Source organism: Actinoalloteichus hoggarensis, assembly GCF_002234535.1.
Lineage (GTDB): Bacteria > Actinomycetota > Actinomycetes > Mycobacteriales > Pseudonocardiaceae > Actinoalloteichus_A > Actinoalloteichus_A hoggarensis.
Genome location: NZ_CP022521.1, coordinates 1803179 through 1821517, shown reverse-complemented (window position 1 = coordinate 1821517; position 18339 = coordinate 1803179). Strand labels below are relative to the sequence as shown.

The window sequence follows — 18339 nt, the reverse complement described above, 5'->3', positions numbered from 1 at the left end:
CGACGAGTGCGGGCCTTGCGGTACCCAAGAGCGAGTTGACCTGTTTGAATGCCCGCGCGGGTATCAGCCGATCCGGCACGGACCCGCGTGCTTCGGCCTCGTTCAGGCGAGGCGTCCGTGGACACCACGGGCATGAAGGCGGCAGGCAAGGAGGAGCCGGCTATGACCGAGCAGCAGACGACCCCAGGGGCTGCGGCGCAGGAGAGCGCACGTCCCGCCACCCCGACGCCCTCGGTACCCCAGGCGTCCAGGGAACCCGGCCGGTGGGGGCGCGTCGACGCGGACGGGACCGTCTTCGTGACCAGTGAGACCGGTGAACGTGCGGTCGGCTCCTGGCAGGCAGGCGACGCCGCGGAGGGTTTGGCGCACTACGCACGGCGTTTCGACGACCTGCTGACCGAGGCGGGACTGCTGGAGGCCCGACTGGCCTCGAAGGCAGGCGACCCGAAACAGTCCCTCACGAGTGCGCAGCAGCTTCGAGACGGCCTGAACGAGGCGGCGGTGGTGGGTGATCTCGCCGCGCTCGCCGTCCGGCTCGACCACCTCGTGGCCGTCGCGGAACAGGCCGTCGGCGTCGCCAAGCAGGAGCGTGAGGAGGCCAGGTCCGCGGCCACCGCACGGAAGCAGGCGCTCGCCGAGGAGGCCGAGCAGATCGCCGCGGAGTCCACTCAGTGGAAGCCTGCGGGCGACCGGCTCCGGGCCATCGTCGACGAGTGGAAGGAGATCCGGGGCGTCGACCGCAAGACCGACGAACAGCTCTGGCGGCGCTTCGCCAAGGCTCGGGACGGGTTCAACCGCAGGCGCGGCGCTCACTTCGCCGACCTCGACCGGCAGCGGCTCGTGGCCAAGGCTCGCAAGCAGGAGCTCGCCGAGGAGGCCGAGCAGATCGCCGACTCCAGCGACTGGGCCGACACCGCCGCCAGGTACCGCCAGCTGATGACGGACTGGAAGGCGGCGGGCCGAGCGCCCAAGGACGCCGACGAGGCACTCTGGCAGCGCTTCCGCGCGGCGCAGGACCGGTTCTTCTCCCGGCGGTCGGCGACCTTCGAGGAACGCGACGCGGAGTTCGCCGTCAACGCCGAGGAGAAGGAGAAGCTGCTCGCCGAGGCCGAGCAGCTCGATCCGACGAAGAACCTCGAGGCGGCACGGGCACAGCTCCAGCGCATTCAGGAGCGTTGGGACGAGATCGGCAAGGTGCCCAGGGACCGCATCCGGGAACTCGAAGGCAGGCTTCGGGCGGTCGAGGACGGCGTTCGGGAGGCCACCGATGCCCGTTGGCGTCGTACGGACCCCGAGGCCGAGGCACGGGTGGCGCAGTTCCGTGAGCGCGTCGAGCAGTTCGAGGCGCAGGCGGAGAAGGCCAGAGCGGCGGGCAACCGACGCAAGGCCGAGCAGGCCGAGGCACAGGCCGCGCAGTGGCGGGAGTGGCTGACCGCGGCCGAGCAGGCGCTGGCCACGCGCTGATCAGATCGCCGTACGACCGAGCCGCGTCGCCGGGTCCCGACTGAATACGGGGCCCGGCGACGTCTTTCACGGGCGGCGAGGCGAGGCGGGCACATCCGCCGTCGGGCGGGAGACGTGAGATCTACGGTCGTCCGCCGGGCACGCCCCCAGGTCTACGCCGGCCGCGGCCGGCGGTCTCATGCCGGTCGAGTCCGACTCCGCCGTGACCCGGCGACCGCACAGGCCGGACCGACCCCCGCGACGCGAGCCGACGCGAGTCCGGGAGACGGGCGGACGGAGGACTGGCGCGATGACGTGGCTCGCGGCACGCGCAGCACTGTTCGAGGCCGTCGGACGCCCGCGTCGGCGGGGCGAAGACGTTCGGAGATCGACGCGACAACCGCAGACCGCCGTATCGAGCTGCCCGCCGCCGGCGCCCGGCGTCCCGTGTCTGCGGGCGGATGTCGAACCGACGACACCATGGTTCTGCCAGGGGTCCGCCGGGCCGCCCGGCCGGATCAAGGTCTCCCCGTCGGGGAGACGGCCGGACGGCCGTCGTTCGAGCCGGGCGGCACGCACCCGAGGAGCGACGGCACCGCGCCGCCTGGCGGCGGCCGGGCGGCGGCGCCGACCCGTCTCTCGACGGTGCAGGGCCGCGATCAGGTACGCGACCAGGCGAGATTGAACCACTGCACGGCCATGAACAGGATCGCCAGGACCGTGATGACGAGGCCGACACCGGGTCCCGGGGTGTCGACGCCCGTCTGCCGCGTCCAGATCGCGAGCATCCCTTCGAACACCGAGTGTCCGCAGCCGAAGGCACATACCCAGGCAAGCGACCACCGCCGCAGGATCAGGGTCAACGCCGTCACGCCCACGCCGAAGAGCAGCACCGTCCCGACGAAGATCCTCGGCAGCACCCCGATCCCCAACGCCTCGTCGGAAGTGCCGAGCAGGATGTCGGTCCCCGTCGCACCACCCGTCCACGGCAAGGCGATCCCGGCGAGCAGCACCAGCACGCCCACCGCCAGGAACAGGGCTCGCCTGCCGGGTTCGAAGTGACGCAAGGCCTGGCGCTCCGCCTTGGTCAGGGGCACACGTCCCGCGCGCTCCGACGACGTGCTCGGGTCCACGGTCTCCAGATTCATCCGTCCGCCTTCTCGCTCATCCGGCACGACATCCGTCCCCGGCGGGCGCCTGATCCGCAGGAACACCGAACGACGGAAGCCCCAGACTGACACCGCGCGTCTGCGGGCGGACACCCGCCTCCCAGTTGTCCCCGGCCCTCGTGCGGCGATGCGAGAGCACCGCGCCGTCGGCCACCAGATGGTGCGGGGCGGCGTAGTCCACCCGGGTCGTCACGACGTCACCCGGTCGGACCTCGCCGACGATCTCGGGGCCCACCGGCGCGAAGTGCACCAGCCTGCCGTCCCTGGCACGCCCGGTCAGGCGTCGGGTCGCCCCGTCCTTGCGCCCCTCGCTCTGCGCGACGAGCACCTCCACCGTCCGCCCGAGCAGTTCCTTGTTCGCCGCCCAGGACATCTCCTCCTGTACGGCGATCAGCCGGTCGTACCGCTCCTGGACCACGGCCTTGGGGACCTGCTCGTCCAGCTCGGCGGCCGGGGTGCCCGGCCGAGGCGAGTACTGGAACGTGAAGGCCGAGGAGAAACGGGCCCGTCGCACCACGTCCAGCGTCGCGGCGAAGTCCTCCTCGGTCTCGCCGGGGAAGCCCACGATGATGTCGGTGGTGATCGCCGCGTCCGGCATGGCGGCGCGGACGCGATCGAGAATGCCGAGGTAACGCTCGGAGCGGTACGAACGCCGCATGGCCTTGAGCACCCGGTCGGAGCCGGACTGCAGGGGCATGTGCAGCTGGTGACAGACGTTGTCGGTCGCGGCCATCGCCGCGATCACGTCGTCGGTGAAGTCCCGGGGGTGCGGCGAGGTGAACCGCACCCGCTCGAGCCCCTCGATGCCGCCGCAGGCCCGCAGCAGCTTGCCGAAGGCCAGCCGATCCCCGAACTCGACGCCGTAGGAGTTGACGTTCTGCCCGAGCAGCGTCACCTCCAGCACGCCCTCGGCGACCAACGCCTCCACCTCGGCGAGCACCTCGCCGGGCCTGCGGTCCCGCTCCTTGCCCCGCAGTGAGGGGACGATGCAGAAGGTGCACGTGTTGTTACAGCCGACCGAGATCGACACCCACCCCGAGTGCGCGGAGTCACGCCGGGCCGGCAGGGTCGACGGAAAGACGTCCAAGGCCTCCAGGATCTCGACCTCGGCCTCGTCGTTGTGCCTGGACCGGTCCAACAGAGCGGGCAGCGACCCGATGTTGTGGGTGCCGAACACCACATCCACCCAGGGCGCCCGCTTGACGATCTCGCTCCGGTCCTTCTGCGCGAGGCAGCCGCCGACGGCGATCTGCATCCCCGGATGCCCGGCCTTGACGGGACGGAGATGGCCGAGATTGCCGTACAGACGGTTGTCGGCGTTCTCCCGTACGGCGCAGGTGTTGAAGACCACGACATCGGGGGTGGCGTCGTCCGAGGCTCGAACGTAGCCGGCGTCCTCCAGCAGACCTGCCAGACGCTCCGAGTCGTGCACGTTCATCTGGCAGCCGTACGTGCGGACTTCGTAGCTTCGGGTCACGCGGTTCAGGGTACGAGCCGGCCGCCGAGGCGCTCTGGCGGGGCGTCGTGGCCGGTCGAGGCCGGTCACAGGCCCACCGAGGGCCGCCGCAAAATACCGGTGAGGTCACGGAGCACCGCACCGACAGCAATTTCGTCGTGGCTGCCGTTATGGTGTGCGGCCATGAGCGCATCGCCAGGCCAGCCGCCAATGATCAGCGTGTCCGCCGTGGACAAGTTCTTCGGGCCGCTGCATGTGCTCAAGGACATCAATCTCTCGGTCCCCCGGGGGCAGGTGCTCGTGGTGCTGGGCCCGTCCGGTTCGGGCAAGTCCACTCTCTGCCGGGCCATCAACCGGTTGGAGCCGATCAACTCCGGTTCCATCGAGGTCGACGGCCAGCCGCTGCCCTCCGAGGGCAAGGAGCTTGCCCGGCTGCGGTCCGACGTCGGCATGGTCTTCCAGCAGTTCAACCTGTTCGCCCACAAGACCATCGTGGAGAACGTGATGCTGGGGCCGATCAAGGTCCGCAGGCTGCCCAAGGAGGAGGCCCGGACGCTGGCGATGAGCCTGCTCGAACGGGTCGGCATCGCCAACCAGTCCGAGAAGTACCCCGCCCAGCTCTCCGGCGGCCAGCAGCAGCGGGTCGCCATCGCCCGTGCGCTGGCGATGAAGCCGAAGGTGATGCTCTTCGACGAGCCCACCTCCGCGCTGGACCCCGAGATGGTGCAGGAGGTCCTCGACGTGATGACCGACCTGGCGAAGGAGGGCATGACCATGCTGGTCGTGACCCACGAGATGGGCTTCGCGCGCAAGGCGGCGCACCGGGTCGTGTTCATGGCCGACGGCGAGGTCGTCGAGGACTCGACCCCGGAGGAGTTCTTCACCAAGCCGAAGTCGGACCGGGCCAAGGACTTCCTCGGCAAGATCCTGACGCACTGACGGCAGCCCCGGTCGGAGTCGAAGTACACATTGCGGCGCGCGCGGTGCCGCTGATGACAGAAAGCAGGACACCACGATGAAGATCCGCAACCTTGCGGTGACTCTGCTCGTCGGCGGGCTGGCACTGAGCGCCTGTGGGCGTGAGGGCGGCCCGGGCGAGGACGCAGCCGAGCCGGTCGACCGGGAGGTCGCCTCCGACGTCGCCCTGGAGGGCTCCCCCACCTTCGACGCCATGCAGGAGCGCGGCGGCGTGGTCATCGGCGTCAAGGAGGACCAGCCCGGCCTGGGTCTGCTCGACCCGACCACCGGGGAGTACTCGGGCTTCGACGTCGAGATCGCCAGGCTCATCGCGGCCGAGCTGGGCTTCGACCCCGCCGACGACATCACCTACCAGGCGATCCCCTCGGCGTCGCGTGAGCAGGCCATCGCCAACGGGCAGGTGGACTACTACGTCGGCACGTACACGATCAACGACGGCCGCAAGGAGCAGATCGACTTCGCGGGCCCGTACTTCATCGCCGGTCAGGACCTGCTGGTCCGCGCCGACGAGGAGGAGATCACCGGCCCCGACGCCCTCGAGGGCAAGGTCGTCTGCTCGGTCACCGGCTCCACCCCGATCCAGCGGGTGCGGGACGAGGGCCTGACCGAGGAGTCCAACATCCGCGAGTACCAGCTGTACTCCGAGTGCGTGGAGCAGCTGCGCAACGGCCAGGTCGACGCGGTCACCACCGACGACGCGATCCTGCTCGGCTACGCGGCCGAGAACTCCGACGAGCTTCGGGTCGTGGGCGAGACCTTCTCGGAGGAGCCCTACGGCATCGGCCTGCCCCTCGGCGACGAGGTCCTGCGCAACGCGATGAACGACATCCTCGACGAGGCGCGCGAGAACGGCCAGTGGCAGGAGATCTACGACGCCACGCTGGGGCAGTCGGGCACCACCGTGGAACAGCCCGAGGTCGATCGGTACTGAGTCACACCAGGGCCGGTGGTCACCCGCGAGCGGTGACCACCGGTCCTTCTCTTGCTGCCGGATGAGGACACGTGAACACAATGCTGGACGAGATCCAGAACTTCTGGCTGGTCTTCGCCGAGAACTCCGACGCCTATCTGCGCGGATTCGGCAACACGCTTCGGCTCTTCGGCGTCGCGGTGATCGGCTCCGTCGTGCTCGGCGCGATCCTGGCGATGCTCCGCGTGAGCCCGGTGCCGGTGTTCCGGGCCATGGGCACCCTGTACGTGACGGTGGTGCGGAACACGCCGTTGACGCTGGTGTTCGTGTTCTTCGTCTTCGCCTACCCGTACCTGGAGTTGAACAGCTTCCAGCCGTTCACCGCGGCCGTGATCGCGCTGTCGCTCTACACGGCCGCCTTCGTGTGCGAGGTGTTCCGGTCCGGCATCAACACGGTGCCCGTCGGGCAGGCCGAGGCGTCCAGGGCACTGGGCCTGACCTTCACGCAGACACTCGGCGAGGTGATCCTGCCGCAGGCGGTGCGGTCGGTGTTCCCGCCGCTGGTCAGCGTCCTGATCGCGCTGCTGAAGAACACCACCATCGCGGCCGGGTTCTCCGTCGCCGAGGCGGGTGCCCTGCGCAGCATCCTCTCCGAGCGCGGCTATGACGTGTTCTACGGGCTCGTCTGGGTGCTGGTGATCTTCGTTCTGCTGGTCATTCCGCTGACGCTGCTACAGCGCAGCCTGGAAAAGCGTTGGAGTGTGGCTCGATGACCTCGGTTCTCTACGACCTGCCGGGGCCGAAGGCTCGGGCCCGGAACCGTCTCCTCGGCGTACTCGGCGTCCTGATCCTGGTGGGCGGCGTCGGATTCGTCGGCTACCGCTTCTGGGCGACCGGGCAGTTCGACGCCGATCGCTGGGAGTGGATCCTCTACATCAACGTCCAGGTCGGCCTGGGCAACGCGCTGATCAACACGCTGACGGCCTTCGGCCTCGGTGCCGCGCTGGCGCTGGCGTTCGGGGCGGTCTTCGCGGCGGCCAGACTCTCCGACCACGGGGTGTTCCGCGGTCCGGCGATGATCGTGGTGGAGTTCTTCCGGGCGGCCCCGCTGGTCGTGCTGATCTTCATCTTCTACTACGGCCTCGGGATGTCCCAGCTCTGGGCGCTGGTCCTCGGCCTGACCCTCTACAACGGCGCGGTGCTCGCCGAGGTGTTCCGCGCGGGCGTGCTGTCACTGCCCAAGGGCCAGAGCGAGGCGGCCTACGCCATCGGGATGCGCAAGACCCAGGTGATGAACGTGGTGCTGCTGCCGCAGGCACTGCGCGCGATGATGCCCGCGATCATCAGCCAGCTCGTGGTGCTGCTCAAGGACACCGCGCTCGGCTTCCTGATCACCTATGAGGAGCTGCTGGACTACGCCAGGCTCATCGGCGGCCTCGGGCAGTTCAACCGCCCGCAGATCCCGACCGCGCTGGTCGTCGCCGCGATCTACATCATCCTGTGTCTGCTGCTCACCTGGCTGGCCAGGGTCTTGGACAATCGGCAGCGTCGGACGAAGCGGGTCGCGGTCAAGCGGAGCGACGAGAAGAAGGCCGTCGTCGGCGCCCCCGGCGCCGCGCCCGGTGAGCCGGGTCGGAACATCGACGTCGGGGACTGAACGACTCGACCGGCGAGGCGGCGAGAACCGACGCTCACGCGCCGATCGGAGGCCGGGCTCGACACCGTGCTGGTGTCCGGCCCGGCCTTCGTCGTGACGCGCCCGGTCGCCGTCGCCGGACGCCGCGCGCCGCAGGGAGGCGGATCCGCCCTGCGGCGGCGACGCCGACACCGCTCGATGCCGTCGACGCGCGGGCACGGCGGAACGCCGGTCCGAGATGACCGGTCGCCGCACGGCGTGCGGGGAAGGCCGCTGCGTCCTCCTCAGTGTGTCTCCACCCGCCGTGCACTCCCGACCCGCTGGGACGATCGCGACCCGCCAACGGCGCCGAGCCGTCGGTCTTCTCCGTCGGCTCGGCACCCGAACCTCCTTCGCACCGAGTGGAGGACCGAGCCGTACTGCCCGGAGTCGCCCACGATCGAGGGCGATCGACCACCGCGGCCGTCGGCTGCCCTGGCGCCGGCCGCCGTCGAAGCGAGCCGCGTACGGCTGACACGATTCGGGCCGGGTGGAGTCGGCCGTCGACTCCCCGCCGTGGGCCGGACTTCCGAGGCGACCCGCCCGCGGCGCACGAGAACGCCGAAACGCAGGCCGCTGCGTCAGTCCTGTTCCGTGGCCACCACGACGCGAACTCCGTCGGCATGGGTGCACAGGCCGACGTCCCGGCCGTCTCTTCGGGAGGCGATGCGAGACCGGACCTCGCCCGGCTCCGCAGGAGCGTCCCACTCGGCGGCGGGAGGCGGTGCGGTTCGAGGCGATGGGACCGGAGGCCGCTGTCCGGACGGGCCGGCAGCGGATCGGTCGGCGAACGCCGCGTCGAGTGTCTCGGTCTGGTCCGAGGTGGGGACGACACAGTGCCACTCGCCTATCCGGACGCCCGCCGTGCCGGGTGCGCCCGGCTGGGCACCGGCGGGCAGGGCGTCCTGGTGCGCCGCCACGATCTGTCGAGCGCGAGTGCAGTCGATCGGCGCACCCGAGGCCCGCACCAGCAGCGTCCGACCGCGGGTCTCGACGGTCCCGCAGTCGATCCCCGTCGGAGTGGTCCGCGGGTCGTGGTCGACCTCCACACCGTCCGGGGACGGCGAGGGATCGGCGGGTACGACGGTCGGCCGTCGATTACCGGGCGCCCGGGACGGCCGAAACTCGTCGTCGAGATCATCCGATTCGCGCGGCCCGCGCGGAGCGTCGGACCACCGGTAGGTCGGCCATGGTTCGACGTCGGGTAGACCGCTCTCGCCGGGACGGGCGGGGTCGCTCACAGCGGGGCCGGTGGTCTCCATCACCGGCGGTGTCGACACCTCCGGGGCGTCCGGATCATTCGGCCGGACCGGTTCGTTCGCGCACGCCGTGGCGAGAGCCAGCAGGACCGCGACGGGCAGCAGCCGCCCGGCGCCGCTCGGGATGCTCGATCTGGCAGCCATGAAGTCGCCTTTCGTCGTCATCGCCGTGTCTGGGCGATGCCTCCGGTGCTACGACACCGCGGATGTGCCGACCGCCGAACTGCCGAACTCCACGCCGCGACGGTCTCCGGCGTCCGGGTCTCGTGCGCTCCTCTCCGACTCCGACTCCGACTCCACGCCTCGGCGATGCTCACGGCCTCGGACGCCGGACGTTCCAGACGCCGGCCGCCTCAGGCGCGGGCGCTGCGGCGGAGTGCCCCCGTCGTCAGTGATGCCGACGGAGATGTCCGCCTGTGCCTCCCGCATCCCTGTCCTGCCAAGGCTCCAGGTCGTACGGCACCGTCGACACCCCGACGATGCGTGGAACGGTCGCCTCGGTCATGCCGCCCGACCCCGGCGGCGGAGTGATCAGATCGGCGGCGTCGATGCTCAGCCGATCCACGTCGTTGAGCATTCGCAGCACCGGACCGATGTCCCCATGCCTCGTCCGCAGCGCCGACACACACCGGCGCACCTCCCCGATGGCCCGCTGCACCGCCACGATCTCACCCGTCGTCATAACGACCTCCTCGACCGTCCCGTACGGTCCGCGTGAAGCCACGCGGCAGGCTCCGACTGTCCCGACAATCGCTCCGTGTGACAAGAGACACAACCAGAGATTCACCAGGAGGAGCCACTCAAACTGTTCACCCAGCGTGACGAGCCTTAATCGATTTTGAACAAGACTCGTATTCACCTACTGTGTGAGCCGAAACACGAGCGCGTTGCCAACGTCGTCGAAGCGCCTCAGGCGGATCTCGAGTCGATCCGAGCACACGACGAGGAGGCAACGGTGAGCGAGCCGTCCGACGCCCAGGACACCCTTCATCCGATCATCGCCGAGGTGACCCGACGCATCGTCGCCCGTAGCGCGGAGTCACGGGCCGCCTACCTGGCTCGAACCGCCCGTGCGGCCGGCGACGGGCCGGTCCGGGCAGGCATGGCGTGCAGCAACCTCGCCCACGGCTTCGCCGGCTGCGCCGGACCGGACCGGATCGCGATCCGCGGGCTCGTCAAACCCGGCGTCGCCATCGTCTCGTCCTACAACGACCTGCTCTCGGCCCACCAGCCCCTGCACGAGTTCCCCGACTGGATCAAGGCCGCCGTACGCGAGGCGGGCGGCGTCGCGCAGTTCGCGGGCGGAGTCCCGGCCATGTGCGACGGCATCACCCAGGGGCGCGACGGCATGGAGCTGTCGCTGTTCAGCCGCGACGTGATCGCCATGTCCACCGGGATCGCCCTGGCACACGAGATGTTCGACGGCGCACTACTGCTCGGCGTCTGTGACAAGATCGTGCCGGGACTGCTCATCGGGGCACTCTCGTTCGGTCACCTTCCGATGCTGATGGTTCCCGCGGGCCCGATGGCCTCCGGACTCCCCAACCAGGAGAAGAGCCGAGTCCGGCAGCTCTTCGCCGAGGGCCGTGCCACCCGCGACGACCTCCTCGACGCGGAGGCCGCCTCCTACCACTCGCCAGGCACCTGCACCTTCTACGGCACGGCCAACTCCAATCAGCTCCTCATGGAGGTGATGGGGCTGCACCTGCCCGGGTCGAGCTTCGTGCAACCCGGCACGCCCCTGCGCAAGGCGTTGACCGAAGCCGCGGGCCGCCGAGTCGTGGAGATCCGCCGGGCTGGTGCCGAGTACACCCCGCTGGCGGAGATCGTCGACGAGCGGACCATCGTCAACGCCGTCGTCGCGCTGCTGGCCACCGGCGGGTCCACCAACCACACGATGCACCTGGTGGCCATCGCGGCCGCGGCGGGCATCGCACTCACCTGGGACGACTTCTCGGAGCTGTCCGCCGTCGTCCCGCTGCTCGCCCGCGTCTACCCCAACGGCCCCGCCGACATCAACCACTTCGCCGCCGCAGGCGGAGTGCCCTTCCTGATCGGCGAACTCCTCGATGCCGGAATGCTGCACCGGTCGGTCAGCACCGTGGCCGGGCCGGGACTGGACCGCTACCGCCAGGAGCCGCGGCTCATCGACGGCGAACTCGTCTGGCAGGACGGGACGGCGACAAGCCTCGATCAGAACGTCTTACGCGGCGTAGCCGAGCCGTTCGACGCCGACGGCGGCCTCCGAGTGCTGCGCGGCAACCTCGGCAGCGCCGTCATCAAGGTCTCCGCCGTCGCGGCCGACCATCGCAGCGTGATCGCTCCGGCCAGGATCTTCCCCACGCAACAGGCCTTCGACGCCGCCTACCGCGCGGGCGAACTCGATCAGGACGTCGTCGTGGTCCTGCGTAATCAGGGCCCCGCCGCCAACGGAATGCCGGAGCTGCACGGCCTGACCCCGGCACTCGGGTCGCTTCAGGACCGAGGCCATAAGGTCGCCCTCGTGACCGACGGGCGGATGTCCGGCGCGTCGGGAAAGATTCCGGCCGCCATCCAGGTGTCCCCCGAGGCCGCCGTCGGCGGTCCACTGGCCAAGGTCCGCGACGGCGACGTCATCCGACTCGACGCTGAACGAGGCACCCTCGAGGTGCTCGTCCCGGCTCGCGAGTTCGATGCACGAGAGACCGTCGACGGTGCACCCGACGAGGCCGAGTGGACGGGAACCGGCCGGGAACTGTTCGGAGCGCTCCGGACGGCCGTGACCCAGGCCGATCAGGGCGCTCGTGTGTTCAGCATGCCCCAGCCGGGGCGTATGGAGGTGGAGGCGAACCGATGAGCGCCACGAACGTCCCGACCGACCTGCTCGACGTCTCACCGGTGATCCCGGTGGTGGTGATCGACGACGTCGAGCACGCGGTACCGCTGGCGCGGGCACTCGTACGCGGCGGCATCGCGGTCATCGAGGTCACACTGCGCACGACCGCCGCCCTGCCCGCGATCGAACGCATCGCCGCCGAGGTGCCCGAGATTCTGCTGGGCGCGGGAACGGTGACCGTGCCCGCCCATGCCACGCAGGCCGCCTCGGCCGGGGCACGATTCCTGGTGACCCCCGGCAGCACCCGCAACCTGCTCCAAGCGGCCGAGGAGACCGGGCTGCCGGTGCTTCCCGGCGCGGCCACCGCCTCCGAGGCGCTCGCGCTCGCCGAGCTCGGCTACTCCTCGCTGAAGTTCTTTCCCGCCGAGGCCGCAGGCGGCATCGGCTATCTCCGATCGCTCGCAGGCCCGTTGCCGAACCTGCGGTTCTGTCCGACGGGAGGCGTCGGTCCGGCCAACGCCGAGGGCTACCTGGCGCTGCCCAACGTCGGCTGCGTCGGCGGGTCCTGGCTTACCCCGGCCGCCGTACTGGCCGCAGGCGACTGGGATGCCGTGACGGCCCTGGCCGAGGACGCCGCAGCGCTGACGGCGTGACGGCCTGAGGCACCTGAGGCCCGCCCTAGGGGTGAGGCGGCGGGGCCGACCGGCGTCCCCGCCGCTGGGGCGGGTGCGGGCCCGCACCGGCTGCCCTGCCCGGCGAGAACAGCCCCGACCTCGGGGAGGGCATGGTCCTCGGACTCCAGCGATGGTTTCCGTCTCACGGACGCGCGGCGAGCGCACGCTGTCGACCGCACCTCCGACGGTTCAGACCTGTCGCCGACGACGCCGCGCCGTCGACCAGGTCTGCGCCGCCCGTCGGCCACCTGCCGATGCCCGCCCGCCACGACAGGCGAGAAAGGCGGTCCAGACTCCCCTGACGCGGGCTCCTCAGACACGGGCGTCCTCAGACGCGGGTCTTCACGGCCAGCGTCACCGCGTCGGCCAACGAGTCCGCCACGGGATGTCCGGTGGCTTCCAGCGTCGATCGCGCGGTCATCCCCGTCGTCACCAGAACGCAGCGGGCCCCGACGCTCTCAGCCGCGTGGGCATCGTCCACGACGTCGCCGACCAGGACCACCGTGGCCGGGTCGAGACCTGCCACCGACAGGTGCCGTGCCAGGTGTTCGGCCTTCGAACCCCCGGACATCGGCCCCACAAGACCGTCGACCCGAGAGAAGAAGTCCGCCACGCCGAGTCGGCCGATCAGCTCCGTCAACGGATCGTGAAACCACATGGACAGCAGCGACTGGCTGTTGCCCGCGCCCTGCCAGTCGGCCAGTACCTGCTCGGCGCCACGTGCGAGGCCACACGTGTGCAACAGCTGGTTGTACGCCTCGTGATACAGCTTGTCGACCTGCGTCCAGTCCTCGTCGGTCAACTGTCGTTCGAGCAGCCGCTCGTAGCAGACCTGTAAAGGCCGGGTGAACACCGAACGCCAGTAGTCGAGGTCGACCTCCTCCCGTTGATAGAACCGGCAGATCGCATTCACGCCCTCCAACACGGCATGGTTGTCGGCCAGTAGCGTGCCGTTCCAGTCCCAGACGATGTGTGTCGTCGTACGGTCGTCCATTGCCCCTGTCGTCACGGGGACACACTCTAGGGGCCGTGCCAGCCGGCCCCGCCAGCTGTTTTTCACGATCTCGATCGGCCCTCGCGTCTCACGCCTGCTCCGCCCGTTGGACATGAGCCGACATCAGACGCTCGTCCTGCCGCCTGGCCTGGCGATCCGTGCCCTCCCGCCCCACCGCCCGAGACACGGCCCGCCGCCCGCGCCGGCATTCGCTCGACCCGGCTGATCGGCCAGGCCGAGCCCATCAGCCCCAGCCTGCAGGCGCCACATCGGCCAACTGTATCGATACAGCCGATATCGTCGACGCCTCCACAGCGATCGACGGACGTACCGACAGCCACACCCTAGGACCGCCTTGCACGGGTGATCGACCTCGACGGTCCGCAGCAAACGATGCGGCCGGCCGAATCCTCAGTCGCGCAGCTCGTCCAACAGCTCGTCGTCGGTGCCCTCCGCGGCCAGCTCGGCACGCACGACCTCGAAGGCGAGCCCTTGCGAATACCCCTTTCGAGCGAGCATCCCCACCAGTCGCCGCATCCGCACCCGCTCGTCCGCCCCGGCCGAGGCGGCGAGCTTGCGCCGGACGAGCTGCCGCGCCCGTTCCTCCTCCGCCTCTCGATCGAGGCCCTGCGCCGCCTCGGCGGCCACGTCGGCGTCGACGCCCTTACGACGCAGCTCTTGCAGCAGCGCTCGGCGCCCCAGACCCTGGTGGGTGTGTCGCGAACGCACCCACATCTCGGCGAAGGACTGGTCGTCGATCAGTCCGACCTCGTCAAGTCTGCCGAGCACCTGATCGATGATCCCTTGATCCACCTCTCGCCGTACCAGGGCCTGAGCCAGCTCGGCCCTGGTACGCGGACGTGAGGTCAACAGCCGCAGACAGTAATCCCGAGCGCGCGTCGCGGGATCAGCGGCTGCGGCCGCCTCTCGTTGTTCGGCGTCATCGCCGTTCGACGTGGAGGAGCGGAACCTCGCCATCGATCAGAAGTCGACCGGGGCAGGCGACTCCGGGTCCGCTTCCAGCTTCGGGATGATGCCGAGCTTCTCCTGAAGCCGCTTCTCCAGCTCGTTGGCGATGTCCGGGTTGTCCCGCAGGAACTTCCGGGCATTCTCCTTGCCCTGACCGAGCTGATCGCCCTCATAGGTGTACCAGGCGCCGGACTTGCGCAGGATGCCGTGCTCGACACCCATGTCGATGAGCGAGCCCTCCCTGCTGATGCCCTGGCCGTAGATGATGTCGAACTCGGCCTGCTTGAAGGGCGGGCTGACCTTGTTCTTGACCACCTTGACCCTGGTGCGGTTGCCGACCGCGTCGCCGCCGTCCTTCAACGTCTCGATCCGACGGACGTCCAGCCGCACCGAGGCGTAGAACTTCAGCGCCTTGCCGCCCGTGGTCGTCTCCGGGCTGCCGAACATCACCCCGATCTTGTCACGGAGCTGGTTGATGAAGATGGCGGTGGTCTTGGCGGTGTTCAGCGCGGAGGTGAGCTTGCGGAGCGCCTGGCTCATCAGCCGGGCCTGCAGGCCGACGTGGGAGTCACCCATCTCGCCCTCGATCTCGGCACGGGGCACCAGCGCCGCCACGGAGTCGACCACCACGATGTCGAGGGCTCCGGACCGGATGAGCATGTCGGTGATCTCCAACGCCTGCTCGCCGGTGTCGGGCTGCGAGACCAGCAGGGCGTCGGTGTCCACACCCAGCGCCTTGGCGTAGTCGGGGTCGAGCGCGTGCTCGGCGTCGATGAACGCCGCGACACCGCCCAGGCGTTGCGCGTTGGCCACCGCGTGCAGCGCGACGGTGGTCTTACCGCTGCTCTCCGGGCCGTAGATCTCCACCACACGACCTCGCGGCAGCCCCCCGATGCCCAGGGCGGCGTCCAGGGAGATCGAGCCGGTGGGGATCACCTCCATCGGCGGACGTCCTTCTTCACCGAGACGCATCACCGAGCCCTTGCCGAACTGCTTGTCGATCTGTGCCAGGGCGAGCTCTAGGGCCTTCTCCCTGTTCGGTGCAGCGGGTGCCATTGTGGGTCCCCTCGGGTGAGTCGGATGATCGGGCTGTGGGCCGGTCGTGCAGGGCCCGACGCTAGAGGGTCGGACCGACAACCTCGCGTGTCGCGACGCGAGGTGTCCTGAGCGAGGCGCCACAGAGTGACGCGGCCGGTGCGACCCACATTAGCCGAACACGTGTTCGACGGACACCGAGACCACCCGATCGGGCCACCTCGACCGCGGCGAAGCCACGGCGGGAGACCCGACGGGGGCCGCCGGACGAGCACGGCCTTCGCGCGGCTACTTCTTGCCCTTGCCCTTGTCAGCGGAGTCCTCTGTGGACAAGGCGGCGACGAACGCCTCCTGCGGGACCTCAACTCGTCCCACCATCTTCATGCGCTTCTTGCCCTCCTTCTGCTTCTCCAGCAGTTTGCGCTTCCGAGTGATGTCACCGCCGTAGCACTTGGCGAGCACGTCCTTGCGGATCGCCCGGATCGTCTCCCTCGCGATGATCCGCGCGCCGATGGCGGCCTGGATGGGGACCTCGAACTGCTGCCTCGGAATCAACTCCCGAAGCTTGGTGGCCATCTTCGTGCCGTAGCCGTAGGCGGAGTCCTTGTGCACGATCGCGCTGAAGGCGTCCACCGGCTCACCCTGCAGGAGGATGTCGACCTTGACGAGATCCGCGACCTGGTCGCCCGCCTCCTCGTAGTCCAGCGAGGCGTATCCCCTGGTCCTGGACTTCAACGCATCGAAGAAGTCGAAGATGATCTCGGCCAGTGGCACCGTGTACCGCAGCTCGACGCGGTCCTCGGAGAGATAGTCCATGCCGTCGAGCTGGCCGCGCTTGCTCTGGCACAGCTCCATGATCGCGCCGACGAAGTCGACCGGGGCGATCACCGTGCACTTGGTGATCGGCTCTCGCACGCTGCCGATCTTGCCGCCCGGCCAGTCGGAGGGGTTGGTGACCTCGTGAAGCGTGCCGTCCTCCTCCTCCACCTGGTACACCACGTTGGGCGCCGTCGAGATGAGGTCGAGACCGAACTCACGCTCGAGCCGGTCCCTGGTGATCTCCAGGTGCAGCAGCCCGAGGAAGCCGCAGCGGAAGCCGAAGCCCAACGCGGCCGACGTCTCCGGCTCATAGGTCAGCGCGGCGTCGTTGAGCTGCAGCTTGTCCAGCGCCTCACGAAGATCGGGGTAGTCGGAGCCGTCCATCGGGTACAGACCGGCGTAGACCATGGGCTTCGGATCGCGGTAACCCGCCAGCGGCTCGGTCGCGCCCTTGCGCTCCGCCGTCACCGTGTCGCCGACCCTGGACTGCCTGACGTCCTTCACGCCGGTGATCAGGTACCCGACCTCGCCGATGCCCAGGCCCTGGCTGGGCTTGGGCTCCGGAGAGATGATGCCGACCTCCAACAGCTCGTGCGTCGCCCCCGTCGACATCATCCGAATGCGCTGCCGGGGCGTGATCCGGCCGTCGACCACTCGGATGTAGGTGACGACCCCCCGGTAGGTGTCGTACACGGAGTCGAAGATCATCGCGCGGGGCGGCGCGTCGACCTCGCCGACCGGCGCGGGAACCTGTCGGACGACCGCGTCCAAGACGTCCCCGACGCCCAGCCCGCTCTTCGCCGAGACCCGCAGGACCTCCTCGGGTTCGCAGCCGACGATGCGAGACAGCTCGGCCGCGTACTTGTCGGGATCCGCGGCGGGCAGGTCGATCTTGTTGAGCACCGGGATGATGGTGAGGTCGTTCTCGAGCGCCAGATAGAGGTTCGCCAGCGTCTGTGCCTCGATCCCCTGTGCGGCGTCCACGAGCAGGATCGCGCCCTCACAGGCCTCCAACGCACGCGACACCTCATAGGTGAAGTCGACGTGACCGGGAGTGTCGATCATGTGCAGCACGTGATCGGTGCCGTCGAGCTGCCAGGGCAGACGCACGTTCTGCGCCTTGATGGTGATGCCGCGCTCCCGCTCGATGTCCATTCGATCGAGGTACTGGGCTCGCATGGAGCGGGCGTCGACCACACCGGTGAGTTGCAGCATACGGTCGGCCAAGGTGGATTTGCCGTGGTCGATATGGGCGATGATGCAGAAGTTCCGGATGAGTTCCGGGGGCGTGAAGGTGGTGTCGGCGAACGTGCTCACGAATGGATTCCTCGCGCGGGTGGACGGCTGACGCCCCATCGTCGCACGCGAGCAGGTGCTTCCGATGCGTCACGGTGCCCTCGACCGCCGCCGGGCGGCCGCACGACGCGGCCGAGGAACGGGGCGGGCGCCTCGCAGGCCACCAGAGCGCCCACCGGGCCGGAGAGGCCGGGCGACCGATTCGCCGTCGCCGCCGTACGAGCCGCGCCGGGCCCCTCCCACGCACGAGTGGATCAGCGCCGCGTCCGCCCCTTTAGGGTGATGGCCGTGACCGACGTCTATTCCGCTCGCCCCCATCACCTGCGGGGCGAGGTCCGTGAGATCCCGACCAGACAGGGCGCCACCACGCTCGCCTACGCCCCCGACCTCGACGGGAAGGCCGATCCAGGAGAGATCGTCTGGACCTGGGTGCCCTACGAGGAGGACCCGACGCAGGGCAAGGACCGCCCCGTGCTGGTGGTCGGTCATCGCGGCAGGCGTCTGCAGGGGTTGATGCTCTCCAGCAAGGAGCCCGACCACTGGGAGGAGCACGACTGGTTCGAACTCGGCGAGGGGCCGTGGGACAGGTCCGGCCGCGAGTCGTACCTGTGTCTCGACCGACTGTTCGACTTCGACGAGGACGACATCCGCCGCGAGGGCGCCGTGCTCGACGGCGAACGCTTCGTCCGGGTCGCGCTGGCCCTTCAGCAGCGCTACGGCTGGGAGGCGGGCACCGCCTGAGCGGTCGCGACCCGGTCCGCTCCGTCGCACCGTGTGCCACCGGGCATCCACCGCCGCCGCACACCGGGGCCCATCGACGGCCGACGCGAGGCCACCACGGCCCGGT

At 69.6% G+C, this 18339-nt stretch carries 16 protein-coding genes; 8 read left to right on the top strand and 8 right to left on the bottom strand.

All coding sequences use genetic code 11. The features are described 5' to 3' along the window. The first annotated feature begins 162 nt into the window (after nt 1-162). The gene (locus AHOG_RS08115) at nt 163-1464 is read left to right on the top strand and encodes a DUF349 domain-containing protein (protein WP_093944269.1); all 1302 of its coding nucleotides are present in this window, start codon (nt 163-165) and stop codon (nt 1462-1464) included. A 638-nt stretch (nt 1465-2102) separates the two neighbouring features. Here the strand turns inward: AHOG_RS08115 and AHOG_RS08110 are convergent. Continuing rightward, entirely contained in the window at nt 2103-2591 is a 489-nt protein-coding gene (locus AHOG_RS08110) for an Rv2732c family membrane protein (RefSeq protein ID WP_157736713.1), read from the bottom strand. A gap of 16 nt (nt 2592-2607) precedes the next feature. Further along, a complete protein-coding gene (miaB, locus tag AHOG_RS08105) occupies nt 2608-4089 on the bottom strand; it encodes a tRNA (N6-isopentenyl adenosine(37)-C2)-methylthiotransferase MiaB (protein ID WP_093940796.1) in 1482 nt (493 codons plus the stop codon). Nucleotides 4090-4278: 189 nt separating this feature from the next. On the opposite strand from miaB, the gene AHOG_RS08100 reads away from it, so the two are divergent. The 4 genes from AHOG_RS08100 to AHOG_RS08085 all read left to right on the top strand — a co-directional run bounded on the left by AHOG_RS08100 (nt 4279) and on the right by AHOG_RS08085 (nt 7613). Continuing rightward, the gene (locus AHOG_RS08100) at nt 4279-5007 is read left to right on the top strand and encodes an amino acid ABC transporter ATP-binding protein (RefSeq protein WP_093940795.1); all 729 of its coding nucleotides are present in this window, start codon (nt 4279-4281) and stop codon (nt 5005-5007) included. Between the two features lie 76 nt (nt 5008-5083). Further along, complete coding sequence (locus AHOG_RS08095; RefSeq protein ID WP_093940794.1) at nt 5084-5977, top strand: glutamate ABC transporter substrate-binding protein; 894 nt, start codon at nt 5084-5086, stop codon at nt 5975-5977. Nucleotides 5978-6057: 80 nt separating this feature from the next. Next, entirely contained in the window at nt 6058-6729 is a 672-nt protein-coding gene (locus tag AHOG_RS08090; protein WP_093940793.1) for an amino acid ABC transporter permease, read from the top strand. Beyond that, nucleotides 6726-7613 (top strand): amino acid ABC transporter permease, encoded by an 888-nt coding sequence (locus AHOG_RS08085; RefSeq protein WP_093940792.1) that lies wholly within the window; start codon nt 6726-6728, stop codon nt 7611-7613. The genes AHOG_RS08090 and AHOG_RS08085 overlap by 4 nt, the downstream gene beginning before the upstream one ends. Nucleotides 7614-8212: 599 nt before the next feature. On the opposite strand, the gene AHOG_RS08080 is transcribed toward AHOG_RS08085, so the two are convergent. Together AHOG_RS08080 and AHOG_RS08075 are read right to left on the bottom strand one after the other, a co-directional pair. Then, nucleotides 8213-9034: a hypothetical protein gene (locus AHOG_RS08080; protein WP_157736712.1), complete on the bottom strand. Its 822-nt coding sequence runs from the start codon at nt 9032-9034 to the stop codon at nt 8213-8215. 244 nt (nt 9035-9278) lie between these two features. Beyond that, the gene (locus AHOG_RS08075) at nt 9279-9572 is read right to left on the bottom strand and encodes a hypothetical protein (protein WP_093940790.1); all 294 of its coding nucleotides are present in this window, start codon (nt 9570-9572) and stop codon (nt 9279-9281) included. Between the two features lie 273 nt (nt 9573-9845). Between AHOG_RS08075 and edd the strand changes: the two genes are divergently transcribed. After that, nucleotides 9846-11726 (top strand): phosphogluconate dehydratase, encoded by a 1881-nt coding sequence (gene edd / locus AHOG_RS08070; RefSeq protein ID WP_093940789.1) that lies wholly within the window; start codon nt 9846-9848, stop codon nt 11724-11726. Next, entirely contained in the window at nt 11723-12358 is a 636-nt protein-coding gene (gene eda, locus AHOG_RS08065) for a bifunctional 4-hydroxy-2-oxoglutarate aldolase/2-dehydro-3-deoxy-phosphogluconate aldolase (protein ID WP_093940788.1), read from the top strand. The genes edd and eda overlap by 4 nt, the downstream gene beginning before the upstream one ends. A gap of 349 nt (nt 12359-12707) precedes the next feature. Here the strand turns inward: eda and AHOG_RS08060 are convergent, their stop codons facing one another. From AHOG_RS08060 to lepA, 4 genes are all read right to left on the bottom strand, one after another. After that, complete coding sequence (locus tag AHOG_RS08060; protein ID WP_245856626.1) at nt 12708-13388, bottom strand: HAD family hydrolase; 681 nt, start codon at nt 13386-13388, stop codon at nt 12708-12710. Between the two features lie 396 nt (nt 13389-13784). Next, complete coding sequence (locus AHOG_RS08055; protein WP_093940786.1) at nt 13785-14351, bottom strand: regulatory protein RecX; 567 nt, start codon at nt 14349-14351, stop codon at nt 13785-13787. A 3-nt stretch (nt 14352-14354) separates the two neighbouring features. Next, nucleotides 14355-15398 (bottom strand): recombinase RecA, encoded by a 1044-nt coding sequence (recA, locus tag AHOG_RS08050; RefSeq protein WP_093940785.1) that lies wholly within the window; start codon nt 15396-15398, stop codon nt 14355-14357. A 267-nt stretch (nt 15399-15665) separates the two neighbouring features. Then, nucleotides 15666-17513, bottom strand: coding sequence for a translation elongation factor 4 (gene lepA / locus AHOG_RS08045; protein WP_093940784.1), 1848 nt, complete (start codon nt 17511-17513; stop codon nt 15666-15668). Nucleotides 17514-17780: 267 nt separating this feature from the next. Here lepA and AHOG_RS08040 point away from each other — a divergent pair, with 267 nt between their 5' ends. After that, a complete protein-coding gene (locus tag AHOG_RS08040) occupies nt 17781-18233 on the top strand; it encodes a type II toxin-antitoxin system PemK/MazF family toxin (protein WP_245856625.1) in 453 nt (150 codons plus the stop codon). Nucleotides 18234-18339: the final 106 nt, after the last annotated feature.

Bases quoted from the DNA above. Each gene is read 5' to 3' on its own strand.
- AHOG_RS08090 (WP_093940793.1), top strand. From the start codon at position 6,058: ATGCTGGACGAGATCCAGAACTTCTGGCTGGTCTTCGCCGAGAACTCC.
- AHOG_RS08085 (WP_093940792.1), top strand. From the start codon at position 6,726: ATGACCTCGGTTCTCTACGACCTGCCGGGGCCGAAGGCTCGGGCCCGG.
- eda (WP_093940788.1), top strand. From the start codon at position 11,723: ATGAGCGCCACGAACGTCCCGACCGACCTGCTCGACGTCTCACCGGTG.
- recA (WP_093940785.1), bottom strand. From the start codon at position 15,398: ATGGCACCCGCTGCACCGAACAGGGAGAAGGCCCTAGAGCTCGCCCTG.
- AHOG_RS08075 (WP_093940790.1), bottom strand. From the start codon at position 9,572: ATGACGACGGGTGAGATCGTGGCGGTGCAGCGGGCCATCGGGGAGGTG.
- AHOG_RS08100 (WP_093940795.1), top strand. From the start codon at position 4,279: ATGATCAGCGTGTCCGCCGTGGACAAGTTCTTCGGGCCGCTGCATGTG.
- AHOG_RS08110 (WP_157736713.1), bottom strand. From the start codon at position 2,591: ATGAATCTGGAGACCGTGGACCCGAGCACGTCGTCGGAGCGCGCGGGA.
- AHOG_RS08115 (WP_093944269.1), top strand. From the start codon at position 163: ATGACCGAGCAGCAGACGACCCCAGGGGCTGCGGCGCAGGAGAGCGCA.
- AHOG_RS08080 (WP_157736712.1), bottom strand. From the start codon at position 9,034: ATGGCTGCCAGATCGAGCATCCCGAGCGGCGCCGGGCGGCTGCTGCCC.
- AHOG_RS08095 (WP_093940794.1), top strand. From the start codon at position 5,084: ATGAAGATCCGCAACCTTGCGGTGACTCTGCTCGTCGGCGGGCTGGCA.
- AHOG_RS08055 (WP_093940786.1), bottom strand. From the start codon at position 14,351: ATGGCGAGGTTCCGCTCCTCCACGTCGAACGGCGATGACGCCGAACAA.